Origin of the sequence: Mesorhizobium sp. 113-3-3 (assembly GCF_016756495.1) — a bacterium.
Lineage (GTDB): Bacteria > Pseudomonadota > Alphaproteobacteria > Rhizobiales > Rhizobiaceae > Mesorhizobium.
Genome location: NZ_AP023243.1, coordinates 1,371,150 through 1,392,399, shown reverse-complemented (window position 1 = coordinate 1,392,399; position 21,250 = coordinate 1,371,150). Strand labels below are relative to the sequence as shown.

The 21,250-nt window shown below is 63.5% G+C and carries 23 protein-coding genes; 13 read left to right on the top strand and 10 right to left on the bottom strand.

Annotated features, from left to right (window positions below; translation table 11 throughout):
* Positions 1-43: 43 nt before the first annotated feature.
* The 3 genes from ruvC to JG746_RS06665 all read right to left on the bottom strand — a co-directional run bounded on the left by ruvC (position 44) and on the right by JG746_RS06665 (position 2,078).
* Positions 44-553 (bottom strand): crossover junction endodeoxyribonuclease RuvC, encoded by a 510-nt coding sequence (gene ruvC / locus JG746_RS06675; RefSeq protein ID WP_010912038.1) that lies wholly within the window; start codon positions 551-553, stop codon positions 44-46.
* A 227-nt stretch (positions 554-780) separates the two neighbouring features.
* Positions 781-1,314: a protease adaptor protein RcdA gene (gene rcdA, locus JG746_RS06670; RefSeq protein WP_096451211.1), complete on the bottom strand. Its 534-nt coding sequence runs from the start codon at positions 1,312-1,314 to the stop codon at positions 781-783.
* Between the two features lie 383 nt (positions 1,315-1,697).
* Entirely contained in the window at positions 1,698-2,078 is a 381-nt protein-coding gene (locus tag JG746_RS06665) for a hypothetical protein (RefSeq protein ID WP_202357446.1), read from the bottom strand.
* Between the two features lie 325 nt (positions 2,079-2,403).
* On the opposite strand from JG746_RS06665, the gene JG746_RS06660 reads away from it, so the two are divergent.
* Positions 2,404-2,955, top strand: coding sequence for a DUF2269 family protein (locus JG746_RS06660; protein ID WP_202357445.1), 552 nt, complete (start codon positions 2,404-2,406; stop codon positions 2,953-2,955).
* Positions 2,956-2,997: 42 nt separating this feature from the next.
* On the opposite strand, the gene JG746_RS06655 is transcribed toward JG746_RS06660, so the two are convergent.
* The 4 genes from JG746_RS06655 to JG746_RS06640 form a co-directional block, all read right to left on the bottom strand.
* The gene (locus JG746_RS06655; protein WP_202357444.1) at positions 2,998-3,768 is read right to left on the bottom strand and encodes a sulfite exporter TauE/SafE family protein; all 771 of its coding nucleotides are present in this window, start codon (positions 3,766-3,768) and stop codon (positions 2,998-3,000) included.
* Between the two features lie 271 nt (positions 3,769-4,039).
* Entirely contained in the window at positions 4,040-4,942 is a 903-nt protein-coding gene (locus tag JG746_RS06650) for a hypothetical protein (RefSeq protein WP_202357443.1), read from the bottom strand.
* 192 nt (positions 4,943-5,134) lie between these two features.
* Entirely contained in the window at positions 5,135-5,869 is a 735-nt protein-coding gene (locus tag JG746_RS06645) for a class I SAM-dependent methyltransferase (RefSeq protein ID WP_202357442.1), read from the bottom strand.
* Positions 5,870-5,952: 83 nt separating this feature from the next.
* Positions 5,953-6,405, bottom strand: coding sequence for an Lrp/AsnC family transcriptional regulator (locus tag JG746_RS06640; protein ID WP_202357441.1), 453 nt, complete (start codon positions 6,403-6,405; stop codon positions 5,953-5,955).
* A gap of 133 nt (positions 6,406-6,538) precedes the next feature.
* Between JG746_RS06640 and JG746_RS06635 the strand changes: the two genes are divergently transcribed.
* The 4 genes from JG746_RS06635 to JG746_RS06620 all read left to right on the top strand — a co-directional run bounded on the left by JG746_RS06635 (position 6,539) and on the right by JG746_RS06620 (position 9,929).
* Positions 6,539-7,423, top strand: a complete 885-nt coding sequence (locus JG746_RS06635) for a DMT family transporter (RefSeq protein WP_202357440.1) — start codon at positions 6,539-6,541, stop codon at positions 7,421-7,423.
* 133 nt (positions 7,424-7,556) lie between these two features.
* Positions 7,557-8,138: a PH domain-containing protein gene (locus JG746_RS06630; protein WP_202357439.1), complete on the top strand. Its 582-nt coding sequence runs from the start codon at positions 7,557-7,559 to the stop codon at positions 8,136-8,138.
* Between the two features lie 101 nt (positions 8,139-8,239).
* Positions 8,240-8,887: a thiamine phosphate synthase gene (locus tag JG746_RS06625; protein ID WP_202357438.1), complete on the top strand. Its 648-nt coding sequence runs from the start codon at positions 8,240-8,242 to the stop codon at positions 8,885-8,887.
* Positions 8,888-8,933: 46 nt separating this feature from the next.
* Complete coding sequence (locus JG746_RS06620; protein WP_446721185.1) at positions 8,934-9,929, top strand: tetratricopeptide repeat protein; 996 nt, start codon at positions 8,934-8,936, stop codon at positions 9,927-9,929.
* Positions 9,930-9,943: 14 nt separating this feature from the next.
* On the opposite strand, the gene JG746_RS06615 is transcribed toward JG746_RS06620, so the two are convergent.
* Complete coding sequence (locus JG746_RS06615) at positions 9,944-10,960, bottom strand: zinc-dependent alcohol dehydrogenase family protein (protein WP_202357436.1); 1,017 nt, start codon at positions 10,958-10,960, stop codon at positions 9,944-9,946.
* Here JG746_RS06615 and JG746_RS06610 point away from each other — a divergent pair.
* From JG746_RS06610 to JG746_RS06580, 7 genes are all read left to right on the top strand, one after another.
* On the top strand, positions 10,926-11,918 hold the full coding sequence (locus JG746_RS06610) for a LysR family transcriptional regulator (RefSeq protein WP_244730873.1): 993 nt from the start codon (positions 10,926-10,928) through the stop codon (positions 11,916-11,918). The two genes, JG746_RS06615 and JG746_RS06610, sit on opposite strands and share 35 nt — an antisense overlap.
* A gap of 115 nt (positions 11,919-12,033) precedes the next feature.
* The gene (efp, locus tag JG746_RS06605; protein ID WP_115140848.1) at positions 12,034-12,600 is read left to right on the top strand and encodes an elongation factor P; all 567 of its coding nucleotides are present in this window, start codon (positions 12,034-12,036) and stop codon (positions 12,598-12,600) included.
* Positions 12,601-12,624: 24 nt separating this feature from the next.
* Positions 12,625-13,425, top strand: a complete 801-nt coding sequence (locus JG746_RS06600) for an inositol monophosphatase family protein (RefSeq protein ID WP_202357434.1) — start codon at positions 12,625-12,627, stop codon at positions 13,423-13,425.
* A 100-nt stretch (positions 13,426-13,525) separates the two neighbouring features.
* Positions 13,526-14,212 carry a PAQR family membrane homeostasis protein TrhA gene (trhA, locus tag JG746_RS06595; protein WP_202357433.1) on the top strand — a complete coding sequence of 229 codons (687 nt, stop codon included), beginning with the start codon at positions 13,526-13,528 and terminating at the stop codon, positions 14,210-14,212.
* Positions 14,213-14,316: 104 nt separating this feature from the next.
* Positions 14,317-15,342, top strand: a complete 1,026-nt coding sequence (locus JG746_RS06590; protein ID WP_202357432.1) for a MotA/TolQ/ExbB proton channel family protein — start codon at positions 14,317-14,319, stop codon at positions 15,340-15,342.
* 1 nt (position 15,343) lies between these two features.
* Positions 15,344-16,375, top strand: a complete 1,032-nt coding sequence (locus JG746_RS06585) for a peptidoglycan -binding protein (RefSeq protein ID WP_019861763.1) — start codon at positions 15,344-15,346, stop codon at positions 16,373-16,375.
* A gap of 248 nt (positions 16,376-16,623) precedes the next feature.
* On the top strand, positions 16,624-17,049 hold the full coding sequence (locus tag JG746_RS06580) for a hypothetical protein (protein WP_202357431.1): 426 nt from the start codon (positions 16,624-16,626) through the stop codon (positions 17,047-17,049).
* A 109-nt stretch (positions 17,050-17,158) separates the two neighbouring features.
* Here JG746_RS06580 and JG746_RS06575 read toward each other — a convergent pair whose 3' ends face one another.
* Complete coding sequence (locus JG746_RS06575) at positions 17,159-17,512, bottom strand: DUF1304 domain-containing protein (RefSeq protein WP_202357430.1); 354 nt, start codon at positions 17,510-17,512, stop codon at positions 17,159-17,161.
* Positions 17,513-17,756: 244 nt separating this feature from the next.
* Between JG746_RS06575 and JG746_RS06570 the strand changes: the two genes are divergently transcribed.
* Positions 17,757-19,244 (top strand): carboxypeptidase M32, encoded by a 1,488-nt coding sequence (locus JG746_RS06570; protein ID WP_202357429.1) that lies wholly within the window; start codon positions 17,757-17,759, stop codon positions 19,242-19,244.
* Between the two features lie 29 nt (positions 19,245-19,273).
* Here JG746_RS06570 and JG746_RS06565 read toward each other — a convergent pair whose 3' ends face one another.
* Positions 19,274-21,073: an ABC transporter transmembrane domain-containing protein gene (locus JG746_RS06565; RefSeq protein ID WP_202357428.1), complete on the bottom strand. Its 1,800-nt coding sequence runs from the start codon at positions 21,071-21,073 to the stop codon at positions 19,274-19,276.
* Positions 21,074-21,250 lie beyond the last annotated feature (177 nt).

The following is a 21,250-nucleotide window of genomic DNA, read 5'->3' as shown; positions in this document are numbered from 1 at the left end:
AGGTATTACTTATCCCCAAGACGTGAACAAGTCAAGAACATCGTTACCCGGCAAGCGCCATCCGGTAGGCGGCGCTCTGGCGGTGATGCGCGTGGCAAATCGCGATCGCCAGCGCGTCGGCGGCATGTTCGGTGTCGAAGGTCGCCTTGGGCAGCAGCACCTTCACCATCATGTGGATCTGCTTCTTGTCGCCATGGCCAACGCCGATCACCGCCTTCTTCACCGCATTGGGCGCATATTCGGCGACGACGAGCCCGGCACGCGCCGGCACCAGCATGGCGATGCCGCGCGCCTGGCCGAGCTTCAGCGTCGCCACGGCATCCTTGTTGACAAAGGTCTGTTCGACGGCCGCCTCATGCGGCATTGCCGCATGCAGGACTTCGGCGAGCCCGTCATGCAATTGGCAGAGCCGCGTCGCCAGCGCTGCCTTGTCCTCGGAGCGCACGGTGCCGGACGCGACGAAGCGCAAGGAATTGCCGAGGCTCTCGACGATGCCCCAGCCGGTGCGCCTGAGCCCCGGATCGATGCCAATGATGCGAATCGCGTCCCCCATCCGGTCACTCTACCTCCCGCCGACAGCGATGCCAGCGAAATGTGAACAAACCGGAAACGACAACGCTCGAAACAGCCATGGGCTGTTTGAGAACTCGCTCCGACGAGACAGATGGGGAGGTTTTCGGGGTCGCCCCGCGACGAGCGGAGCGTACTAAAGTACGTGAGCACCGGAAGCGCAGAAAACCGCCTCGGGTATCCGTCAGAGTAGGGTTATCAAGCAGGCTATTAGTTGCGGGCGAAAGCCGTGTTCAGCAGGCTGATCTGGTCGGAAACCGGATTGGGCCGGCGGCCCATCGGCTGCATGTCGACCACGGCGCCGGCACCGTAAATCTCGTCGTCCATGCGGCGCACCAGCGCCTGCAGGCGAAGCGAGCGGTTGACGAGGTCGAGGAAATCCTCGGGCAGTTCGGCCCAGCCGGCGGCTTCGTCATGCGCGGAAGCGGTGTCGAGACGCACCTTGGACTTTTCCGAAGCAACCTGGTCGCGGGTCATCTCGCCGGAATTGGCCGCGCGCTGCAAAAGCAGCCAGGAGGCGACCTGCATCAGCCTGGTCGTCAGCCGCATCGATTCGGCCGCGTAGAGCGTGGCCGCCAGCCGCGACAGCTTCTTGGCCTCGGCGCGGCCCTTGCCGTCAAGATACTCGGCCGCCTGTTCGACCAGCCCCATGCCTTCCTGGTAGAGCGGTTTGAAGGAGTGCGAAAAAACCCGACGCTCCGCCAGTTTGACGGTTTTCGCACTGCCCTTCGAAGGCTCGTTCATTGATACGCCCCTGCACTTGCAACCGGCCGATTCGGTTCACTGCCGATACACCCGGCACCCTATATGACTGAAGCTTGAAAATGCGCTTTGCACGGGGTGAAGGCAAGCACATGTTTAACAGAAGGTTAACGGCGGGCCGCTGCCATGGGGTCCCCGGAATGCGGACAAAAAAAGAGCCGCGGATAAGGCGGCTCTCAGGAGTTTAACAGGGAGGCGTCAAACAAAGTGGCTCCAACCACTCGGTAAGAATCCAGATCACTGGATGCGCATAGTAAACGCCTGTAAAGCTTAATGAACCTTTAACGGCACCGATGTTTTTTGACCGAACGCCGCATGCCTGTGCCGTAACAGCACAGCCCCAATAACCCTCTCGGACCTTCGGTTCAGGCCTTTTTCCAAACAACCGGCAAAGCGATGAAGGCAAACAGCAGCATTCCCGCATAGAAGCCGATCGAGGCGATCCCCAGCACCGGCTCTATGGCCGGATTGCCCGCAAGCAGGAAGAAGAGGCCGATCATCAGCCCGATCCCGCTGATTGCCGTCAGCCAGAAATGGACGGCGGCGATTGCCTTTTGCCCGGTGGCCGGAAACAGATGGTAGAAGAAGGCGAAGACCGCCGACATCAGCCAGCCGGCTACCATGATATGGGCGTGGGTTGGCATCTGGCCATGGTCTTCGCTGATCGCCATGTGGATGCCGAGCGCCATGCCGCACAGCGCGTAGATGATGGCCAGCGTGAAGAAATTCCGTGCTACCCCTTGCATAATGTTCCCCCTGGTTGCCTCTTCCCGTTTCCCGGGAATGGGTTGATCGTCCGGCGACTGCTGTCGCCACCGGGCCTCGGCGCACTAGCATCGCTACTGTTTCCGCACGATGTCGTCGCCAACCCCTCCCGACGCATGCAGCAATAGCAGAAAATCGGGCAGCACGTTCGCCGTCGTTGCAAGCGACATCGATTTTGACCGCAGCCGAAACAGAGCCGGCTTTTTCGCGGCATCGTTCCGAAACAGCCACGGCGCTAAACGCCCGCTTCTCTGACGGCTGGCGCATATCCGCTCCACCGTAACCCAATTGAACCGGAGCAAAACCATGGACTGGTATTCGATCGTCAAGTTTCTCCACATCGTCTCAGCCACCTTGTGGGTCGGCGGCGGCTTCGTGCTGTTCCTGCTCGGCATGCTTGCCGAGCGCGCCGGCAACATCGAGGACAAGCTTCAGGCAATGCGTGCCAGCGGGCAACTGGGGGGGCGTTTCTTCGCGCCGATGTCGATGCTGACCCTGCTCTTCGGCCTCATCATGTGCACCTTCTGGGTCGGCTTCTCCGACCTGTGGATCATCATCGGCCTGGCCGGCTACGCCACGACCTTCTCGATCGGCATGTTCATCTTCAAGCCGACCGGCGAGCGCATGGGCGCGATGATCGCCAAGGACGGTGTGACACCTTCCGTGCTTGTCATCGGCCAGCGCATGATGAGCGCGGCGCGCTTCGACTACGCGGTGATGCTGGTGATCGTCGCCGACATGGTGCTCAAGCCGACCACGCATGACATCGGCATCCTCGCCGGCATGATGCTGGTCCTGGCGGCAGGCGCCACGCTGGCCATCGGCGGAAGCCGCCGGCTGGTGGAAAGCGCCGCCTGATTCCCCTGAGGGCGAGAGCGGCTGAGCAGCCGCCTCGCCTGCTTACATGAGGCCGGCGAGGCCGTCCCACAGCAGTTTGACGGCCACGACAGCCACGGTCGCATAGGTGAAGGGATAAAAGATCTCGGGCCGCATGCGCCGCACCAGCCAGGCGCCGGCGATGGTCGACAGCGGTGCCAGCGGCATCAGCACGGCGGATGCCGTGAGATTGGCGGTGTCGAACTGGCCGAGCGCGAAATAGGGGATGAGCTTCAACGCATTGGTCGCGGCAAAGAAGATCGCGGCGGTGCCCGACAGGACCTTGGGATCGAGCCGGATCGGCAAGGCATAGACCTGGAAGGGCGGGCCGCCGACATGGGCGACGAAGCTGGTGAAGCCGGCGACCGTGCCCCAGACCGCGGCCGCAAAACGATTGGGTTCGGCGGCATGGTCGGAACCATGGCGGAACTGCAGATAAAGCCAGCGCAGCACGAAGATGATCGCGACGGCGCCCACGATAAGCCGCACCGCCTCTTCGGTGACCAGCGCGGCCGTCAGCCAGCCGAGCCCGATGCCGATGACGGCGCCGGGCATCATGTCGACCAGCATCTTGCGGTCATACACGCCCCACCACGTCCAGACCGAGACGATGTCCATCAGGCACAGGATCGGCAGCAGGATGGCCGCCGCCTGCACCGGCGGTATGGTCAGCGCCATCAGCGGCACGCCGACGAAACCGACAGCACCGCCAAACCCGCCCTTGGACAGGCCGACCAGAATGACCGCCGGAATGGCGGCCGCGTAGAACCACGGATCGAGAAGCAGGCCTGACATGGGGAGGGACTGGTCTGGAGGGAAGGCGTCAACGCCTGAATAGCCCAGAATTGTGCTTTGGGCGACTGCAAATCCGGACCGATAGCCGAACACCAACCAATGTCCGGCTCGTGCCCTACCGCCGGGCCGAGACCGGATGTGTCCCCTCGGAGCATATAGCAAGGAAACGACTTCACCCTACCATGCGATCCGCCGCGCGAACGCACTTGTTTTCGCTGTCGGGGTGATACTCACGATACCTACTATGAGGTTGACCGCTAATGGCAGACCCTCAGGATGCGGTGTTCTGTGGTCCGGTCGCCGCCACATCGAATATTTCAGTGACCTCGCCATTCTCGGCCAGATGCTGTCCTTTGTACTTGATGGATATGCAGCATTCGCTGCACCTAGTGATACCTGGCTGATAGACATCAGCATAAGTGACCTTGGAATAAATAGCGACCCGTTTATGCCTTCCAAGAAGCGCTGTCAGGTTGTCCCCTACGACATAGAAAGGAAACGAATTCACGGTCACTCCCGGACCAATCACCATGGCCATCACCTCACCATCATTGTCCTTTGGAGTGAACTCTGGGATAGGATCTTCAAACCCAATAATATTGCCCATGCTGAGCGCTTCGCTCTTCAGCGCCGGAGTTCTCCCCGTATTCATCCATTTGGGGGAAAAAGCGATAGCCTTGGCGTGTACAACTCCGTCAGGCATCTTCAAGTCGGTATGGAATTCATTTCTCATGCCGCTGAAGGTGAGCCAAGCTCGCTCTACGCCGATTGCCTCCCGTGCGGCGGTGGAAGCCTCGACGGCGGCATAGGTGGCTTTCCTGTTGAGGAGGAGAGAGTAAAGCAAAGCGATCGTTCCGAAAAACGCAAGCACGGTCTGTGCGATGGTCAACAGAACGAGTTTTTTGGTGGACTGATCGACACCTTGTTGCGCTGCAAGATCGTCTATCTCGCGTTGAGCGGCTTCCTGCTTCTCCAGTTTGGTACTCTCGGCCTCTTCTGGTTCTTCGAGTATCCGGACCGGGACAGAAAAAGGTTGGGTGGAGTTGTTGCCGCCGTTGCCCTGCCTTCTGCCTTCGGATTGGCTTGGTATGGTCTGATCGGCCACCCCTTGGGCTTCCTTCGCGCTTACATGGGTGGCTAGCACCAAGAACGTCAAGAACACCAAGATTCGCATGCCAGCCACTCCTGCTCGACCGCATAGTGCTGATGAGTCGCCCACTACACAAGCGCTCGGAATCGGGGCAAGCTGCCGCAACAAAGATGTTCACTCGTTCTGAGCAGCTATTGGATTTGGATCTACGCTCTTGGCCAAGCGATCCTACAGGTCACCCAAATCGTGCGCTGGACTTCCTTCGCGGGTACGCCGTCAAGGGGATACACTCGCCGAGACCAGCAGGAACATCGGCCGCTCGAGCTCTTCCGCCAGTTCCGCCCTGGCCGTGATCTGGGCTTCCGTCGGACGGAATTCTTCGACATGTCCGATGGTGAAACCGGACCCGATCAGCGCGTTCAGCGTGGTGCCGATGGTGCGGTGGTGTTTCACCACGCCCTTGGCCAGCCAGTCGGTCTTGCGCGGGCCTTCCACCAGATAGCGGTCGACAGGCCATGTCCTGTGGCCTTCGGCATCGACCGCCCAGCCGGGCCTGGTCGGGGCCATGTAGATCGGATGCTCCGTCGAGAAGACGAAATGCCCCCCGGGCGACAGCGCCTGATGCACCGTCCTGAACAGCCGCGCGACGTCCTCGACATAGTGCAAGGCAAGCGAACTGTAGGCGAGATCGAAGCTGTCTTGCGGCAGGGCGAGCTGGTCGAGGTCGGCACGCTCGTAGGCGATGCCGGCGTCCGGCCCGGCGGCCTTCGCCCGCGCCAGCATCTTCTCCGACAGGTCCAGCCCCAGGACGTGGCGCGCCCCATGCTCGTGCGCCCAGCGGCAGAACCAGCCGAAACCGCAGCCGAGGTCGACGATCCGCAAGCCGCCGATGTCAGGCAGCATGGCGCGCAGCGCCGGCCACTCGGCGGCACCTTCAAGGCCTTCGATCGACCGGCCAAGCTGGCTGTAACCGGCGAAGAAATCCGGCTGGTCATAGATATTCTGCGCCATGCTTTCCTCGTCTCTCGGCCCCATCATCTGCCGGACAGACATCTAGCGGACTGGCCGCGCCTTTTCACCAGGGCCATGCGGAGTCAAGACGAGGATGGAACTCCGAGCGGCGGCGGCCGCCGCCGGATCGGCTGCGCCTTGATGATCGCGGTGCTGGTTTCGGCCTTGTCGGCGATGCGGTCGAGAATGCCGTCGAGGTCGCCGATCGAGCGCACGAACAGCCGGGCGACGAAACAGTCGTCGCCCGTCACCTTGTCGCATTCGCCGAATTCGGCGATCTCCTCGATCAGCTTCTGGACGATGTGCAGCTTGCCCGGCAAAGGCTTGATGCGCACGATCGCCTGCAAGGTGTAGCCGAGCGCCAGCGGATCGATCTCGACGGTGAACGCCCGGATGACGCCGCGCTCCTCGAGCCGCCGCAGCCGCTCCGAAACACTTGGCGACGACAGCCCGACCTGGGCAGCCAGCTCCTTCAGCGAGGTCCGCGCATCCCTGACCAGGATTTCGAGGAGGCTTCGGTCGAGATCATCCAGCATTTCAGATTTCTCACGATTTCCAGGCAATTGCCTAATATAATTAGGTCACCTCTCCATAGCGCCTTTTCCATATGATGGAAAGTGGCCACATCGCATGAGATTATGCCATCTCAACAGGGTTCAGAGGTCTATCATGAACGATACGGTACGCGGCACGGTCGAAATGTCGGCTGCAATGGCGATCCTTGGGACGATCGGATGGTTCGTCATCATGTCCGGCCAGCCGATCATGGATGTGGTGTTCTGGCGCTGCGCGTTCGGCGCGGTGACGCTGCTCGTCATCTGTGCTTGCCTGGGCCTGTTTCGCAACAGGCTGTCCTTGCGCGTCATCGGTCTGGCCGCGCTTGGCGGTGCGGCCATTGTCATCAACTGGGTTCTGCTGTTCAGCGCCTTTTCCCGCGCGTCGATCTCCATCGCCACCGCCGTCTACAACACCCAGCCCTTCATGCTGGTCGCCTTCGGCGCGCTCTTCTTCGCCGAGCGATTGACGCTGACCAAGCTGACATGGCTGGCCATAGCCTTCGCCGGCATGGTCTTGATCATCGAGGCCGCGCCTGACGCCGGCGATGTCGGCACCAACTATTTTGCCGGCATCCTCATGGCGCTGGCCGCGGCCTTCTTCTGGGCGGTCGCTGCCATCGTCACCAAGAAGCTCAAGGGCACGCCGCCGCATCTGATCGCGCTCATCCAGGTCTGCGTCGGCGTCGTCATGCTGGCGCCCCTCGCCAATCTCTCGCATCTTCCCCCCGACGCGTGGAGCTGGGCCATGCTGGCGACGCTGGGCATCGTCCATACCGGGCTGATGTACATATTGATGTACGGCGCCATCCAGAAGCTGCCGACGCATTTGCAGGGATCGCTGTCCTTCATCTATCCGGTGGTTGCCATCCTGGTCGATGTCGTGGCTTTCGGCCATCGGCTGCATCTCAGCCAGGTCGTCGGCGCCGCTTTGATCCTGACGGCTGCGGCCGGCATGAATCTTGGCTGGTCGCTGTGGAAGTCGAAAGTGCCGGCATAGAGTGCTCAAGGTTGGATAGATGCTGCGATACTTTCGACCGCATGACGTTGTGGGCGGATAACGTGTTGCTGATTTGCACAGCGATCATAGTCCATGCGATGTGGGTGCGGGCACAAAGCAACGGGGCAAAGGCGTGGCGAGCGGATCTTTCCAGGGACGGCTATTGCCCCGCGAACACATCATGTGGAGCGGTATTCCCACGCAAGGCCTGTTCTTCACCAGCCGGGATATGTTTCTCATTCCGTTCAGCCTGCTCTGGTGCGGCTTTGCGATTTTCTGGACCTATAACGCGGCAAGGCAAGGCGCACCACTTTTCTTCGACGCATGGGGAGTAATGTTCATTTGCATTGGTCTCTTCTTCGTCTTTGGCAGGTTTGCAGTCGACGCGTGGTTGAGACGGCGTATCTCCTATGCGGTCACGGACAAACGCATTCTCATCATGCGCACCGCGCCTTTCGCCAACTTCACGTCGATCGATCTGGAGCGTCTTCCCGACATCCAGGTGACCGGCGAGGGCGAAAAGCGTGGCACTTTGCGCTTCGGCGTGGGGACATCGTTCTTCGGAAGTCCGGGCGGCTGGCCTCAGTCGCGCTATCAGAATTTTGCCAGCTGGTCGCCGGCTCTCGACCCCGTCCCGCAGTTCCTTGGCATCGAGGACCCGTCGAAAGTCTTCGACATCGTCATGAAAGCCCGCAATGCCCTTCGTTCCGCCTGATGCCGCCTGATAGCTGATGTCTGTTCAATCCCGGCAGTTTGCTCTATGCCGCAATCCAACCATCTTCGCCCGGCATAGGCGAAACCCGGGATCGAAGAACCATGAACGACGCCACACCTCCCAATCGTTGCCGCATCGTGCTGATCGCGCCGCAAGGCGTGCCGGCCGCCCGCATCGCCACCGCATTCGAGGGCGGCGACGTCGCCTCGCTGATCCTGCCCGAGAACGGCATGGACGAGGCCTCTTTCCAGGCCTTTGCCGAACAGATCGTGCCGACGGCACAGGCCGCCGGCGTCGCTGTGATCATCGCCGGCGACACCCGCATCGCGGGCCGTGTCCAGGCGGACGGCATCCACGTCGAGGCGTCCAAGGCCGAGCTCGCCGAAACGATCGAACATTTTCAGGCGAAGATGATGGTCGGCGCCGGCGGCGCCAAGAAGCGCGACGACGCGCTCGAGCTTGGCGAGACGCGGCCCGACTACATCTTCTTCGGCCGCTTCGGTTACGACAACAAACCGGAGCCGCATCCGCGCAACCTGGCGCTGGGCGAATGGTGGGCGCAGATGATCCAGATCCCCTGCATCGTCATGGCCGGATCCGATCTGGCTTCCGTCGAGGAAGTGGCCGCCACCGGCGCCGAGTTCGTCGCGCTGTCGAGCGCGGTGTTCGCCGACGGTGTCGATCCGAAAACGGCCGTGGCCCGGGCCAACGCGCTGCTCGACGAAACCGCGCCGCGCTTCGAGGACTGATGTGGCTCCGGTAAGGCTACCCCTTCAGGCCTTGCTTGCAGCGGTCATGATCCAGGCCGCCGCCGCCGAAACCGTACCTTTGCCGCAGCCCAAGCCTGAAACCGGCGTGCACACCGACAAGCCGATCGAAAAGCAGCTGCCGCAGCCCGCCACCACGGCGCAGCCCGCACCGCTGCCCTCGGCGGACAACATCAATCCCGACCGCTTCGGCGCCAAGCCGGCGGACGCGGCCTATGGCGCCTTCCAGCGCGGGCTCTACAAGACGGCCTATAATCTGGCGCTGACCCGTGCCCAGAACGGCGACCCGGCGGGGCAGACATTGGTGGCCGAGATTCTGTCGCGCGGGCTCGGCGTGCCGTTGAATGCGGCGGAAGCCTCGAAATGGTATGCACTTGCCGCGGAACAAGGCGTGCCTGAAGCGCAGTTCCAGTACGCGCTGATGCTGCTCGACGGCCGTTACGTCAAGAAGGACACCAAGGCGGCCTACGCGCTGATGCAGGCCGCCGCCGAAGCCGGCAACCAGCTGGCGCAATTCAATTTCGCGCAGATGCTGGTCCAGCAGGATCCCGGCGACGCGGGCCTGGCCAGGGCGGTCTCCTATTATGAGCGCGCCGCCGCGACCGGCCTCGCCGACGCGCAATACGCCATGTCCCAGATCTATGCCAATGGCGTCGGCGGCAAGCCGCACGACGATGCGCAGGCAAGACGCTTCCTGGCCCAGGCCGCGCGGCAGAACTACGACACCGCGCAGATCGATCTCGCCGCCTGGATGATCGAAGGCCGCGGCGGCGCCCGCGACCTGAAATCGGCTTTCGGCTGGACCAAGCAGGCAGCCGAGGGCGGTAACGTCGCCGCGCAGAACCGGCTGGCAAAGCTCTATATGCAAGGCATCGGCACCGATCCCGACCTGGTGCTGGCCGGCGCCTGGTACATCGTCGCCCGCCGTGCCGGCCTCATCGACCCCGACATGGACGATTTCCTGCAAGGGCTGAGCGACGACCAGACCAAACAGGCCCTGCAGAAGGCAAACCGCCTGCCCTGACGGCGGCCGCTCGACTACTGCATATGATCGAGGACGACCTTGCCGAAGGGCGATCCGTGTTCAAGGTGCCGGAAAGCTGCAGCCGCGTCCTTCCAGGCAAACACCTTCTCGATCACGGGTCTTATCCGGTTGACTGTCAGGCCCCGGTTCATCGCCTCGAAGGATTCGCGTGAGCCCACCGGTATACCGCGCGCCCTGACCTGGCGGCGGAAGATGTCGAGGGGGTTGATCGACCCTTCGCTGCCGCCGAGATAGCCGATGACGTTGATCTGGGCGCCACGTGCCGAAGCCTTCAGCGACTGGGCGAAGCTTTGCGGCCCGCCGACCTCGATAATGTGGTCGGCGCCGCGGCCGTCGGTCAGCGCCAGCACGGCTGACGACCAATCGGGATTGTCGCGATAGTTGATGCCGTGATGCGCGCCAAGCGCCTTTGCCCGCGCGAGCTTGTCGTCGCTGCTCGACGTGACGATGACATGCGCGCCGGCCGCCGCGGCGAACTGCACCGCAAACAGCGAGACGCCGCCAGTGCCCAGGCTGAGCACCGTCTCGCCCGGCTTCAACTGGCCTTCGGTGAACAGCGCATGCCAGGCCGTGACCCCCGCGCAAGGCAATGTCGCCGCTTCGATATCGCTCAGATGCGGCGGTGCGAGCACGGCCGCCTGTTCGTCCAGCCGCGCGAATTCGCTGAGCAGGCCATCGATGGGCCCACCACGCTGATAGGAGGGCTCGGCCATGGCGAAGCCGCCGCCGACCCAGCGCTGCCAGAACGTGCCGCAGACGCGGTCACCAACTTTGAAACGGGTCACTTCGGCGCCGACAGCGACAACTTCGCCCACACCGTCCGAAAGCGGTATCAGCGGCAGCGCAAAAGCGGTGTGGTAACTGCCACGGGCAATCTCGACGTCGCGGTAATTGAGCGCCGTTGCCTTGACCTTGATGATCATCTCCTGGCGGCCCGGTTCCGGCATCGGCCGCTCGACCGACCTGAGATTGTCGATGCCGCCGGGAGCCTGCAATTCGATCGCCTGCATTGTCTTTCCTTCCTTTGAAAAATCCGTCGAAAGGAAAATCGCTTGCCGGCATTCTGATTTCAAATTCATAATAGTCAGAATGATTATGCATTTGGAGGATCAAATCATGCTGGAGGAACTGCGCACGCTTGTCCTGTTCGCCGAGGAAGGCTCGATCCAGAATGTGGCCCGCCGCCTGCCTTTGACGCAGCCGGCCGTCACAAGGCAGATGCAGCGGCTGGAGGATATGCTCGCGACAACACTTCTCGATCGCCGGCAGAAGCCGCCGCGCCTGACCTCGGCGGGACTGGAGGTGCTGGCGCGCGCAAAGGACATACTGGCTTCGGTCGAGGCTCTGAAAGAATTCGCCGCCGACGCCGAGCCGCAGGGCGTGCTGCGTGTCGGCCTGGCGCATGGCTTGTCCGATGCAAGCGTTGCCGGCGCTATCGCCGGCGCGGCCGCCGCGTTTGCAAAAATATCGTTGCGGCTCAAGACCGGCTGGAGCGCGGAACTCATCGAGCAGTTCGAACGCGGTCAACTCGACATGGCGATCGTTCTGCGACCTGCCGATCATCAAGGCCCGGAGGCGCTCGGCAGCGAACGTCTCTGCATCATAGCGCAGGCAGGCGCCCATCTCGCGGACGCTCGGATGCCTTGGGTTCTCAGCCCCGAGCCTTGCGACGCCCGTCAGACGCTCGTCTCCAGCTTGGGCGGCGGACGGCATCCGCTCGTCGTGGCTGCAGAAATCCAGGACCCGGCGATGCAGATGGAATGGGTACGCCGTGGACACGGCCTCGGCCTCATGCCGTTGCGGCTCGCGGCGCGCGGGCTTCCCGACGGCCTCGCGCTTGTCGATCTCGAAGGTGTCGACCTTTCATTGCAGGTCGTGGCGCTGCGCTCGCCACATCTCAACCGGCTGGCGAAGGCCGTGGAGGCCATTGCGAAAGCCGTCGGCGAAGCCATCAAGATCGGGACCTGATGCCGGCTGACCGGCCGGGGCCGATCCGGCGTCCCTTGCCTCTCCGGGCGATTTGTGGTCTTGGGAGCCCGAAATCGCTTGTCCCGGCGAAAATCTCATTCCGGATCCCATCATCATGGCCAAGATCAATGGCAACGAAATCCGTCCCGGCTACGTCATCGAACATGATGGCGGCCTGTGGGTGGCGGTCAGGACCAACACCGTCAAGCCCGGCAAGGGCGGCGCCTACAACCAGGTCGAACTGAAGAACCTGATCAACGGCACCAAGCTCAACGAGCGGTTCCGCTCGGCCGAGACGGTCGAACAGATCCGCCTTGACCTGAAGGATTTTTCCTTCCTCTACGAGCAGGACGACGCGCTGGTGTTCATGGACACCCAGAGCTACGAACAGCTCGAACTGAACAAGGAGTTCGTCGGCGACCGCGCAGCGTTCCTCCAGGACGGCATGATGGTGACGGTCCAGCTCTACGAGGAGAGGCCGATCGGCATCTCGCTGCCTGATTACGTCACCCTGACCATCACCGAGGCCGACCCGGTGGTGAAGGGCCAGACGGCGGCATCCTCCTACAAGCCGGCGGTGCTGGAGAACGGCATTCGCGTGCTGGTGCCGCCCTTCATCGGCGCCGGCGAACGCATCATCGTCGACACCAACGAAATCACTTACGTGCGCCGCGCCGACTGACGCGTAGCAGCAGGAAGACACACTATGGCACGCTCAGCCCTTCTCAACGTCATGGTCCAGGCCGCAATGAAGGCCGGCCGCTCGCTGTCGCGCGACTTCGGTGAGGTTCAGAACCTGCAGGTCTCGTTGAAGGGGCCCGGCGACTATGTCAGCCAGGCCGACCGCAAGGCCGAGGACATCATCTTTGCCGAATTGTCGAAGGCGCGCCCGGGCTACGGTTTCCTGATGGAAGAGCGCGGCGTGGTGGAAGGCGAAGACAGCCAGCACCGCTGGATCGTCGATCCGCTCGACGGCACCACCAATTTCCTGCACGGCATTCCGCTTTTCGCTGTCTCGATCGCGCTGGAGCGCCAGGGCCAGATCGTCGCCGGCGTCATCTACAACCCGGCCATGGACGAGCTCTACACGACCGAGCGCGGTGGCGGCGCTTTCATGAACGACCGCCGGCTGCGCGTCGCCGGCCGCATCAAGCTGGTCGACACGGTGATCGGCTGCGGCATGCCGCATCTGGGACGCGGCCACCACGGCAATTTCCTCGTCGAACTGCGTAACGTCATGGCCGAGGTCTCGGGCGTGCGCCGTCTTGGTTCCGCCGCGCTGGATCTCGCCTATGTCGCCGCCGGCCGCATGGACGGTTTCTGGGAAACCGGCCTGTCGGCCTGGGATATCGCCGCGGGTCTGCTCCTGATCCGCGAAGCCGGCGGTTTCGTCTCCGACATGGATGGCGGGCAGGACATGCTGGACAATGGCTCGGTCGTCGCCGGCAACGAGGTCATCCAGCGCGCTTTGCTGAAGACGGTGAAAACGCCGTTTGCACCGCGCTGACACGGCGCGGCGCGCCGATGCGCCGCAGTCGCAAAACCGCAACGCAAGCTTGAAATACTGTCCGGTGGTTGCCCAGATATGGGGTGACGCAGGACCGCAGATGACCAATATCCCGCCGCAACTCGAAATCCCCTTTGTTGGGCGCTGGCACTACTCCCGCGCGGAGATGATCGCCGACGGCATTGTCCATGCTGTCGGCATCGTACTGGCGATCGCGGCCGGCTCGACGCTGCTGGCGCTGGCGGCGTTCCGTGTCGGCCCCGGCGAGTACATCGCCGCCGCCTTCTACGTCGTCTCGCTGCTCACCGTGCTGTCGGTGTCGCTCGCCTACAATCTGTGGCCGGTGTCGTCCCCGGCCAAATGGGTTCTGCGGCGCTTCGATCACGCCGCGATCTATCTTCTGATCGCCGCCACCTACACGCCTTTTCTGGCCCAGCTCGACGCTTCGCCGCTGGCCCGCTGGATGATCGTGCTGGTCTGGATCGCGGCAGCGGCGGGCATCGCCATCAAGGTGTTCTTTCCTGGCCGTTTCGACCGGCTGGCGATCGTCTTCTATCTCGCCATCGGCTGGAGCGGCATCGTCCTGGTCAAGCCGCTCGTCGAGACGCTGCCGACGACGTCGATCGTCCTCATCGTCGCCGGGGGCGTCGTCTATTCCTGCGGCGTCATCTTCTTCGCCTGGAAGGGTCTGCGCTTCCACAACGCACTCTGGCACGGCTTCGTCGTCACCGGCGCGGGCCTGCATCTGGCGGCCATGGTCGATTGCCTGGTGATAAACCGTTTCTGATCCGCCTGCGGCAATATTGCCAAGCGCCATTCAATTTGGTCACAATTCCGTTTAGAGTCGCGAACGACGTGATCGGCGGCAGCGGCAGCGAAAACGGGGCACGGATGGCTTTTCTCAGATCCTTCGGCATGGGCAGGCGCTCCGACGTACTGATCTACGATCCGCACAAGCTGTCGAGTCCGCAGGTGTTCCTGCTGACCATGGTCATCTTCCTCGCCATTGTCGCCTTCATCGCCGCCATCCTGACCCGACAGATCTCGACGGCTTTCGTCACCAATCCCGGGCTCAACGGCCTGATCATCGGCGTGCTCGCGGTCGGCATCCTGCTTGCCTTCGCCCAGGTCGGGCGGCTGTTTCGCGAGGTGCGCTGGCTCAATTCCTTCCGCGCCGGCTCCGAGACCACCGAACCGGTGCTGCTGGCGCCGATGAAAGCCATGATCGGCCGCTCCTCGACCATGGCCTTCTCGACCTCGTCGATGCGCACCATGCTCGATTCCATCGCCACGCGCCTCGACGAGAGCCGCGATACCTCGCGCTACCTGGTCGGCCTCCTGGTGTTTCTCGGCCTGCTCGGCACCTTCTGGGGCCTGTTGAACACGATCGGCTCGATCCGCGAGACCATCGAATCGCTCGACCCCGGCACGGGTGACGCCGCGGCGGTGCTCGATTCCCTGAAACAGGGCCTGTCGGCGCCGCTGGCCGGCATGGGTACCGCCTTCTCGTCCTCGCTGTTCGGCCTGTCCGGCTCGCTCGTGCTCGGCTTTCTCGACCTGCAGGCGGGCCGCGCGCAGACGCGCTTCTACACCGAGCTTGAGAACTGGCTGTCTTCGGTCACCGATCTCTCTTCCGATATTGTCGTCTCCGATTCGGCCAAGAGCGAACCATCCGACGAAATCCGTCTGTTGTCGGAGCGGCTGCGCAGCATGCAGGAGAATGGCGGCGGCTCGAACCCGCGCGTCGCCACCGCCATGGCCAATCTCGCCGACGGCATTTCCGGCCTGGTCAAGAACATGCGCTCCGAGCAGCAGATCATGCGCGACTGGGTCGAGGCTCAGTCCGATGAGCAGAAGGCGATGCGCAACACGCTGGAAAAGATCGCCGACGCGCTGAAGAAGCCTGGGGTGCACTGACATGGCGCTCGCCAGGGGCCGGCGTACCGATCGCCGCATCGACTACTGGCCGGGCTTTGTCGACGCGCTGTCGACACTGCTGCTCGCCATCATGTTCCTGCTCACCGTCTTCGTGCTGGCGCAGTTTCTGCTCGGCCGCGAGATTTCCGGCAAGGATACGGTGCTCGCCCGTCTCAACTCGCAGATCAACGAACTGACCCAGTTGCTGGCGCTGGAGCGCTCGACGGCGCAGGACAAGGACGATTCGCTCGCCAATCTGCAGGCGTCGCTGTCGGCCGCCGAGGCAGAGAAGAGCCGGCTCGAACAGTTGCTGGCGCAAGGCGCCGGCGCCGGCGACCAGGCCAACCAGCGCGCCGCGGCACTTTCGGGCGAACTCGACAGCCAGCGCCAGATCAGCCAGCAGGCGCTGAGCCAGGTCGAGATCCTCAACCAGCAGATCGCCGCGCTGCGCAAGCAGATCGGCGCCCTTGAAGACGCACTCAATGTGTCCGAGGCCCGCGACCGCGATTCCAACACCAAGATCGCCGATCTCGGCCGGCGGCTGAACGTCGCCCTGGCGCAGCGCGTGCAGGAACTGAACCGCTACCGCTCCGACTTCTTCGGACGTCTGCGCGAGATCCTCGCCGACCGCGAGAACATCCGCATCGTCGGCGACCGCTTCGTCTTCCAGTCGGAAGTGCTGTTCCCGACCGGCTCCGAGGTGATCAACGATGCCGGCAAGGTCGAGATGAAGAAGCTCGCCGACGCCATCATCGAGCTGCAGAAGGAAATCCCGCCCGAGATCAACTGGGTGCTGCGCGTCGACGGCCACACCGACAACAAGCCGCTCTCCGGCACCGGCCGCTATCGCGACAATTGGGAATTGTCGACGGCGCGTTCGACCTCGGTGGTCAAGTTCCTGATCGAGAACGGCGTGCCGGCCAACCGGCTTGTCGCCGCCGGCTTCGGCGAGTTCCAGCCGCTCGACCCCGCCGACACCGACGAAGCGCGCAACAAGAACCGCCGCATTGAACTGAAGCTCACCGAACGTTGATTTCTCATCACGCGATCTCACGCGAAATTGTTCGTCGGCTCAACTCTAGGGCGCAGGCCGGAGCCGGCAAGGCCTGAAAAGATTATCTTTTTTTAATTACACTTCCCGCCGGAGCGCTCCTAGCTTGCCGTTCAGGGCCGAGGACCGCCGGCGATGCCTCCCATCGCGACGCGACGGAACTGGACGACCCAAACGGTCGGAAGGCGAGGCGGCGCGACCGCCCCCTTCCCAGCAGGAGGAAGCGCCCCATGCGCACATCAGCATCTCTCAAGACGGCAACGCTTGCCGCAATTCTCATCGCCGCTCCGCTCGCCGGCGCCTATGCCGCGGGCCATCACAAGGGCGCTCTCGACGCGACGGATCCGACCGACATGACCGGCCCGCGCGTGGAGGCCCTCATCGAACAGGTTCAGGGCGTCCATAAGGGCATAGTCGACGCCAGGCAGGCCAACAGCATCACCCCGGTGGTGGCGGAACGCCTGGAGATGCGCACCGCCCGCATCGGTCAGGCGGCCGAGAAGATAGCCGCGTCCGATCACGGCAGGATACCGGCCGCGCAATATCATGACCTGCTGCGCCGTCTCGACAATGTCGACCAGCGGCTGCGGGTCGACACTGGCAGCGGTTTCCTGATGGGTGACGGCGCCGACGGCGGAACCTATCCGAACGGCTGAGGCCATCCGGCGAGGTCCAAGAGGAAGGGACCACCTGGCGCCTTCGGGACCCCAATCCCGCGGGCGTCCTTTTTCCTCGCCAGCCGGCCTGCCTACCAGCCCCACTTGCCTACCAGCCAAGCCAGATCGCGATCAGGGCAATCACCGCCGGCACGGTCTGGATGAACAGGATCTTGCTACCGACGGTTGCCGCGCCATAGAGGCCGGCAATCGCCACGCACAACAGGAAGAAGACCTTGACCTGGAAACCGGCGGCGCCGAGGTAAAGCCCCCAGATCAGGCCGGCTGCGAGAAATCCGTTGTAGAGGCCCTGATTGGCGGCGAGCACCTTCGAGGCGTTGGCGAATTCAGGCGTCAGGCGGAATGTCTTGTGCCCGCGTGGCGTGTCCCACAGCACCATCTCGAGATAGACGATGTAGACATGGATCAAGGCCACCAGTGCGACCAGGATATTGGCGATCATTTGCTCCCCCTTCATGCGTTGCCGGCAGCATTTCATGTGTGGCATCGGCTGCGCAAGCTGCATCTGCCGGGCGGTATCCAGAGCAATTCCAGGAAAAGTGTGAAGCGGTTTTCCCTTGGGAATTTGCGTCAAAACAAAGAGTCAGAGCAGGTTGCCGTTTCCGTGAAACGGTGAACTGCTCTGAGGGTTGCCAACGCTTTTGCGTTGGTGTCTTTTCGCGCCGTCCTCAATCACGGAAGCCGCCATGTCCTTTCAGAAACTCGACGACCTCGGCCACAAGCTCGAAGCGCTTGAGCATGCGCTGGCCATCCTCGGCGCCGACGAAGCCACCCACATGGCCGTCGGCGGCGGCGAAAAGCGTGCCGAGGCGATGGCGGCACTGGCCGGCATGTATCACAGCAGGGCGACCGCACCGGAAATCGCCGACTGGATCGCCGCCGCTGAAGGCGAGGCGCTCGACGACGACCAGCGCGCGGCGCTCGCCGAGCTGCGGCGGCAATACACCAACCTGACCTGCCTGCCGGTGGAATTCGTCGAACGCCAGACGACGGCGCGCATGCGTTGCGAGCAGCTGTGGCGCGATCTGCGTGCCAAGAACGATTGGGCGGCTTTCCAGCCGGCGCTCGAGGGCGTGGTGGCGCTGGTGCGCGAAGAGGCGGCCCTGCGCTCCGACGTGCTCGGCCTCGCCCCCTATGACGCGCTGATGGAGCAATTCGACCCCGGCAACCGCACCGCCGACATCACCCCCGTCTTCGCCGATTTGAAAGCCTTCCTCAAAGGCTTCGTGCCGGAAGCGCTGGCGATCCAGGAAGCGAGGCTGCGCAAGCATCCGCTGAAGCCGCTCTCAGGCACCTACGCGATCGACAAGCAGCGCGAACTCGGCCTTGCCATGATGGCGGCGGTTGGTTTCGACCTGACGCACGGCTCGCTGTCGGTGTCGCACCATCCCTTCTGCGGCGGCGTGCCCAGCGACGTGCGCATCACCACCCGTTACAAGACATCGGATTTCCTGTCGGCGCTGATGGGCGTGCTGCACGAGACCGGGCACGCGCTCTATGAACAGAACCTGCCGAAGGCCTGGTCGCACTGGCCGCTCGGCAAGGCGCGCGGCATGGCCGTGCATGAAAGCCAGAGCCTGTTCGTCGAAAAGCAGATCGGCCGCAATCCCGCCTTCTGGCGCTGGGCGCTGCCGGTGGTCGAAAAACATCTCGGCGAGGCCTGGTCGCTCGACGATCTCCTGCCGCATGTGCATCGTGTCGAGCGCGGCCTGATCCGCGTCGACGCCGACGAGGTGACCTATCCCCTGCATGTCATCCTGCGCTACGAGCTGGAGCAGGAGCTGGTCTCGGGCAGGCTGGAGGTTGCCGATTTGCCCGAGGCCTGGGACGCCAAGATGCGCGATTATCTCGGCCTCTCCACGGCGGACAATCCGGCCGACGGACCAATGCAGGACGTGCACTGGCCGGGCGCCGCCTTCGGCTACTTCCCGTCCTACACGCTGGGCGCGATGATGGCGGCGCAGCAATGGGCCGCGCTGACGCGCGATCATCCATCCGCCGATGACGACCTGGCGAAAGGCAATTTCACCGCCATCAATGACTGGCGCCGCAAGAAGATATGGTCGCAGGGCTCGCGCTGGTCGACCCCGGAGCTGCTCGAACGCGCCACCGGCGAAAGGCTCAACGCCGTGTATTTCACCGATCACCTGCGCAAACGGTATGGAACCGCGTGAGGCTTCGGGGCAAGACCGACAAGGCCTGCCTACTCCGCCGCGCCCCTGAAGGCGCTGGCGCCGGTCTCGAACTGCAGCTTGGCCAGCCTGGCATAGATGCCGCCCTTGGCCACCAGGCTCTGATGCGTGCCTTCCTCGACGATGCGGCCGCCGTCCATGACCAGGATCCTGTCGGCCTTCAGCACCGTTGCCAGCCGGTGAGCGATGACGATCGTGGTGCGGCCTTGCATCAGCCGCTCCAGCGCCGTCTGCACCAGCGTCTCGCTTTCGGCGTCGAGCGCCGAGGTGGCTTCGTCGAGCAGCAGGATCGGCGCGTCGCGCAGGATGGCGCGGGCGATCGCCACGCGCTGGCGCTGGCCGCCGGACAGCGTCACGCCGCGCTCGCCGACCTGGCTGTCATAGCCGCGTTCGAGCTTGAGGATGAATTCGTCGGCCAGCGCATCCTTGGCTGCCGCCTCGATCTCGGCATTGCCGGCACCCGGCCGGCCGAAGCCTATATTGTCGCGCGCGCTCGCCGCGAAGATGGTGACGTCCTGCGGCACGATGGCGATGCGCTCGCGCACCGAAACCGGATCGGCTTCGCGCACGTCGACGCCATCGATCAGGATCTTGCCGGTTTCGGGATCGTAGAAGCGCAGGATCAGCGAAAAGACCGTGCTCTTGCCGGCGCCTGAGGGGCCGACAATGGCCACCGTCTCGCCGGGCATGACCTGGAAACTCAGGCCGTGGACGGCCGCCCGGTCGGGCCGCGCCGGGTAGGAGAAGGAAACGTCGTCGAAGACGATGGCGCCCTTGGCGACCGCCGGCAGCGGCTTCGGCTCGGACGGCGCCTGGATCGCCGGCTTCTCGGCCAGGATCTCGGTCAGCCGCTCGGCCGCGCCGGCCGCTTGCGCAAGTTCGCCCCAGACTTCCGACAGCGCGCCGAGTGCGCCTGCGGCGAACACCGAATAGAGCAGGAACTGGCCGAGCGTGCCCGGCGATATCGTGCCATCGAGCACATCGCGCGAGCCGAACCAGAGCACCGCCACGACCGACGAGAAGATGGTGAAGATGGCGAAGAAGGTGAGGAAGGAGCGCGCGAAGATCGAGGCGCGCGCCGCCTCGAAGGCAGCCTCCACCGCATCCGAAAACCGCCCCGTGACCAGCTTCTCGTTGGTGAAGGCCTGCAGCGTGCGCACCGCGCCGATCTGCTCGCTGGCATAGGCTGTCGCCTCGGCGAGCGTGTCCTGCGCCTGCCTTGACTTGCGCCGCACCGAACGGCCGAACGCGACCAGCGGCAGCACGATGACGGGAATGGCTGCAATGACAAGGCCGGACAGTTTCGGGCTGGTGACGACCATCATTCCCACCGCGCCGAGACCGAGGATTACGTTGCGCAGCGCCACCGAGGCGGTCGCGCCGACCGCCGATTTGACCTGCGTGGTGTCAGCGGCAAGCCGCGACACGATCTCGCCCGACTGGGCGGTGTCGAAGAAGGATGGCGACAGCGTCGTCACATGGGCAAAGACATCGCGGCGGATATCGGCGACGACGCGTTCGCCAAGCGTGATGACGAAATAATAGCGGCCGGCCGATGCCGCCGCCAGCACGGCGGCCATCGCCACCAATGCGGCGAAGTATTCGGCGATGAAGGTGGTGCTGGACGACGAGAAACCATGGTCGATCATGCGCCGTACCGCCAGCGGCAGCGTCAATGTCGTTGCCGCCGCGATGGCCAGCGAGATGAGGGCGCCGACGACCAGCGTGCGATATTGCGTGATGTAGGGGAACAGGCGCCTGAGCGGCTTGAGCGAGCGTCGACGCTCGTCTGCGCTGCTTGATTGCGCCATCTCGGTGTGTCCTCTAGCCGCTTCGGCTTCATGCGCCGCAATATGCGCTTGCCGCGGCCTTGTGATTCAATTCCGCCTGATGTATAGGCTCGCCGACCGTTTTAGAAGCCGTGGCTCCTCATTAGCTGCGGCTTCGAGTTTTAAAAAGAGGCGCATCGACGCAGGCTCATGCCCGTC

Bases quoted from the DNA above. Each gene is read 5' to 3' on its own strand.
- JG746_RS06565 (WP_202357428.1), bottom strand. From the start codon at position 21,073: ATGGCGCAATCAAGCAGCGCAGACGAGCGTCGACGCTCGCTCAAGCCG.
- JG746_RS06580 (WP_202357431.1), top strand. From the start codon at position 16,624: ATGCGCACATCAGCATCTCTCAAGACGGCAACGCTTGCCGCAATTCTC.
- ruvC (WP_010912038.1), bottom strand. From the start codon at position 553: ATGGGGGACGCGATTCGCATCATTGGCATCGATCCGGGGCTCAGGCGC.
- JG746_RS06640 (WP_202357441.1), bottom strand. From the start codon at position 6,405: ATGCTGGATGATCTCGACCGAAGCCTCCTCGAAATCCTGGTCAGGGAT.
- JG746_RS06590 (WP_202357432.1), top strand. From the start codon at position 14,317: ATGGCTTTTCTCAGATCCTTCGGCATGGGCAGGCGCTCCGACGTACTG.
- JG746_RS06615 (WP_202357436.1), bottom strand. From the start codon at position 10,960: ATGCAGGCGATCGAATTGCAGGCTCCCGGCGGCATCGACAATCTCAGG.
- JG746_RS06635 (WP_202357440.1), top strand. From the start codon at position 6,539: ATGAACGATACGGTACGCGGCACGGTCGAAATGTCGGCTGCAATGGCG.
- JG746_RS06570 (WP_202357429.1), top strand. From the start codon at position 17,757: ATGTCCTTTCAGAAACTCGACGACCTCGGCCACAAGCTCGAAGCGCTT.
- JG746_RS06585 (WP_019861763.1), top strand. From the start codon at position 15,344: ATGGCGCTCGCCAGGGGCCGGCGTACCGATCGCCGCATCGACTACTGG.
- JG746_RS06665 (WP_202357446.1), bottom strand. From the start codon at position 2,078: ATGCAAGGGGTAGCACGGAATTTCTTCACGCTGGCCATCATCTACGCG.
- JG746_RS06620 (WP_446721185.1), top strand. From the start codon at position 8,934: ATGATCCAGGCCGCCGCCGCCGAAACCGTACCTTTGCCGCAGCCCAAG.
- JG746_RS06645 (WP_202357442.1), bottom strand. From the start codon at position 5,869: ATGGCGCAGAATATCTATGACCAGCCGGATTTCTTCGCCGGTTACAGC.
- JG746_RS06610 (WP_244730873.1), top strand. From the start codon at position 10,926: ATGCCGCCGGGAGCCTGCAATTCGATCGCCTGCATTGTCTTTCCTTCC.
- rcdA (WP_096451211.1), bottom strand. From the start codon at position 1,314: ATGAACGAGCCTTCGAAGGGCAGTGCGAAAACCGTCAAACTGGCGGAG.
- efp (WP_115140848.1), top strand. From the start codon at position 12,034: ATGGCCAAGATCAATGGCAACGAAATCCGTCCCGGCTACGTCATCGAA.
- trhA (WP_202357433.1), top strand. From the start codon at position 13,526: ATGACCAATATCCCGCCGCAACTCGAAATCCCCTTTGTTGGGCGCTGG.
- JG746_RS06575 (WP_202357430.1), bottom strand. From the start codon at position 17,512: ATGATCGCCAATATCCTGGTCGCACTGGTGGCCTTGATCCATGTCTAC.
- JG746_RS06600 (WP_202357434.1), top strand. From the start codon at position 12,625: ATGGCACGCTCAGCCCTTCTCAACGTCATGGTCCAGGCCGCAATGAAG.
- JG746_RS06625 (WP_202357438.1), top strand. From the start codon at position 8,240: ATGAACGACGCCACACCTCCCAATCGTTGCCGCATCGTGCTGATCGCG.
- JG746_RS06650 (WP_202357443.1), bottom strand. From the start codon at position 4,942: ATGCGAATCTTGGTGTTCTTGACGTTCTTGGTGCTAGCCACCCATGTA.
- JG746_RS06660 (WP_202357445.1), top strand. From the start codon at position 2,404: ATGGACTGGTATTCGATCGTCAAGTTTCTCCACATCGTCTCAGCCACC.
- JG746_RS06655 (WP_202357444.1), bottom strand. From the start codon at position 3,768: ATGTCAGGCCTGCTTCTCGATCCGTGGTTCTACGCGGCCGCCATTCCG.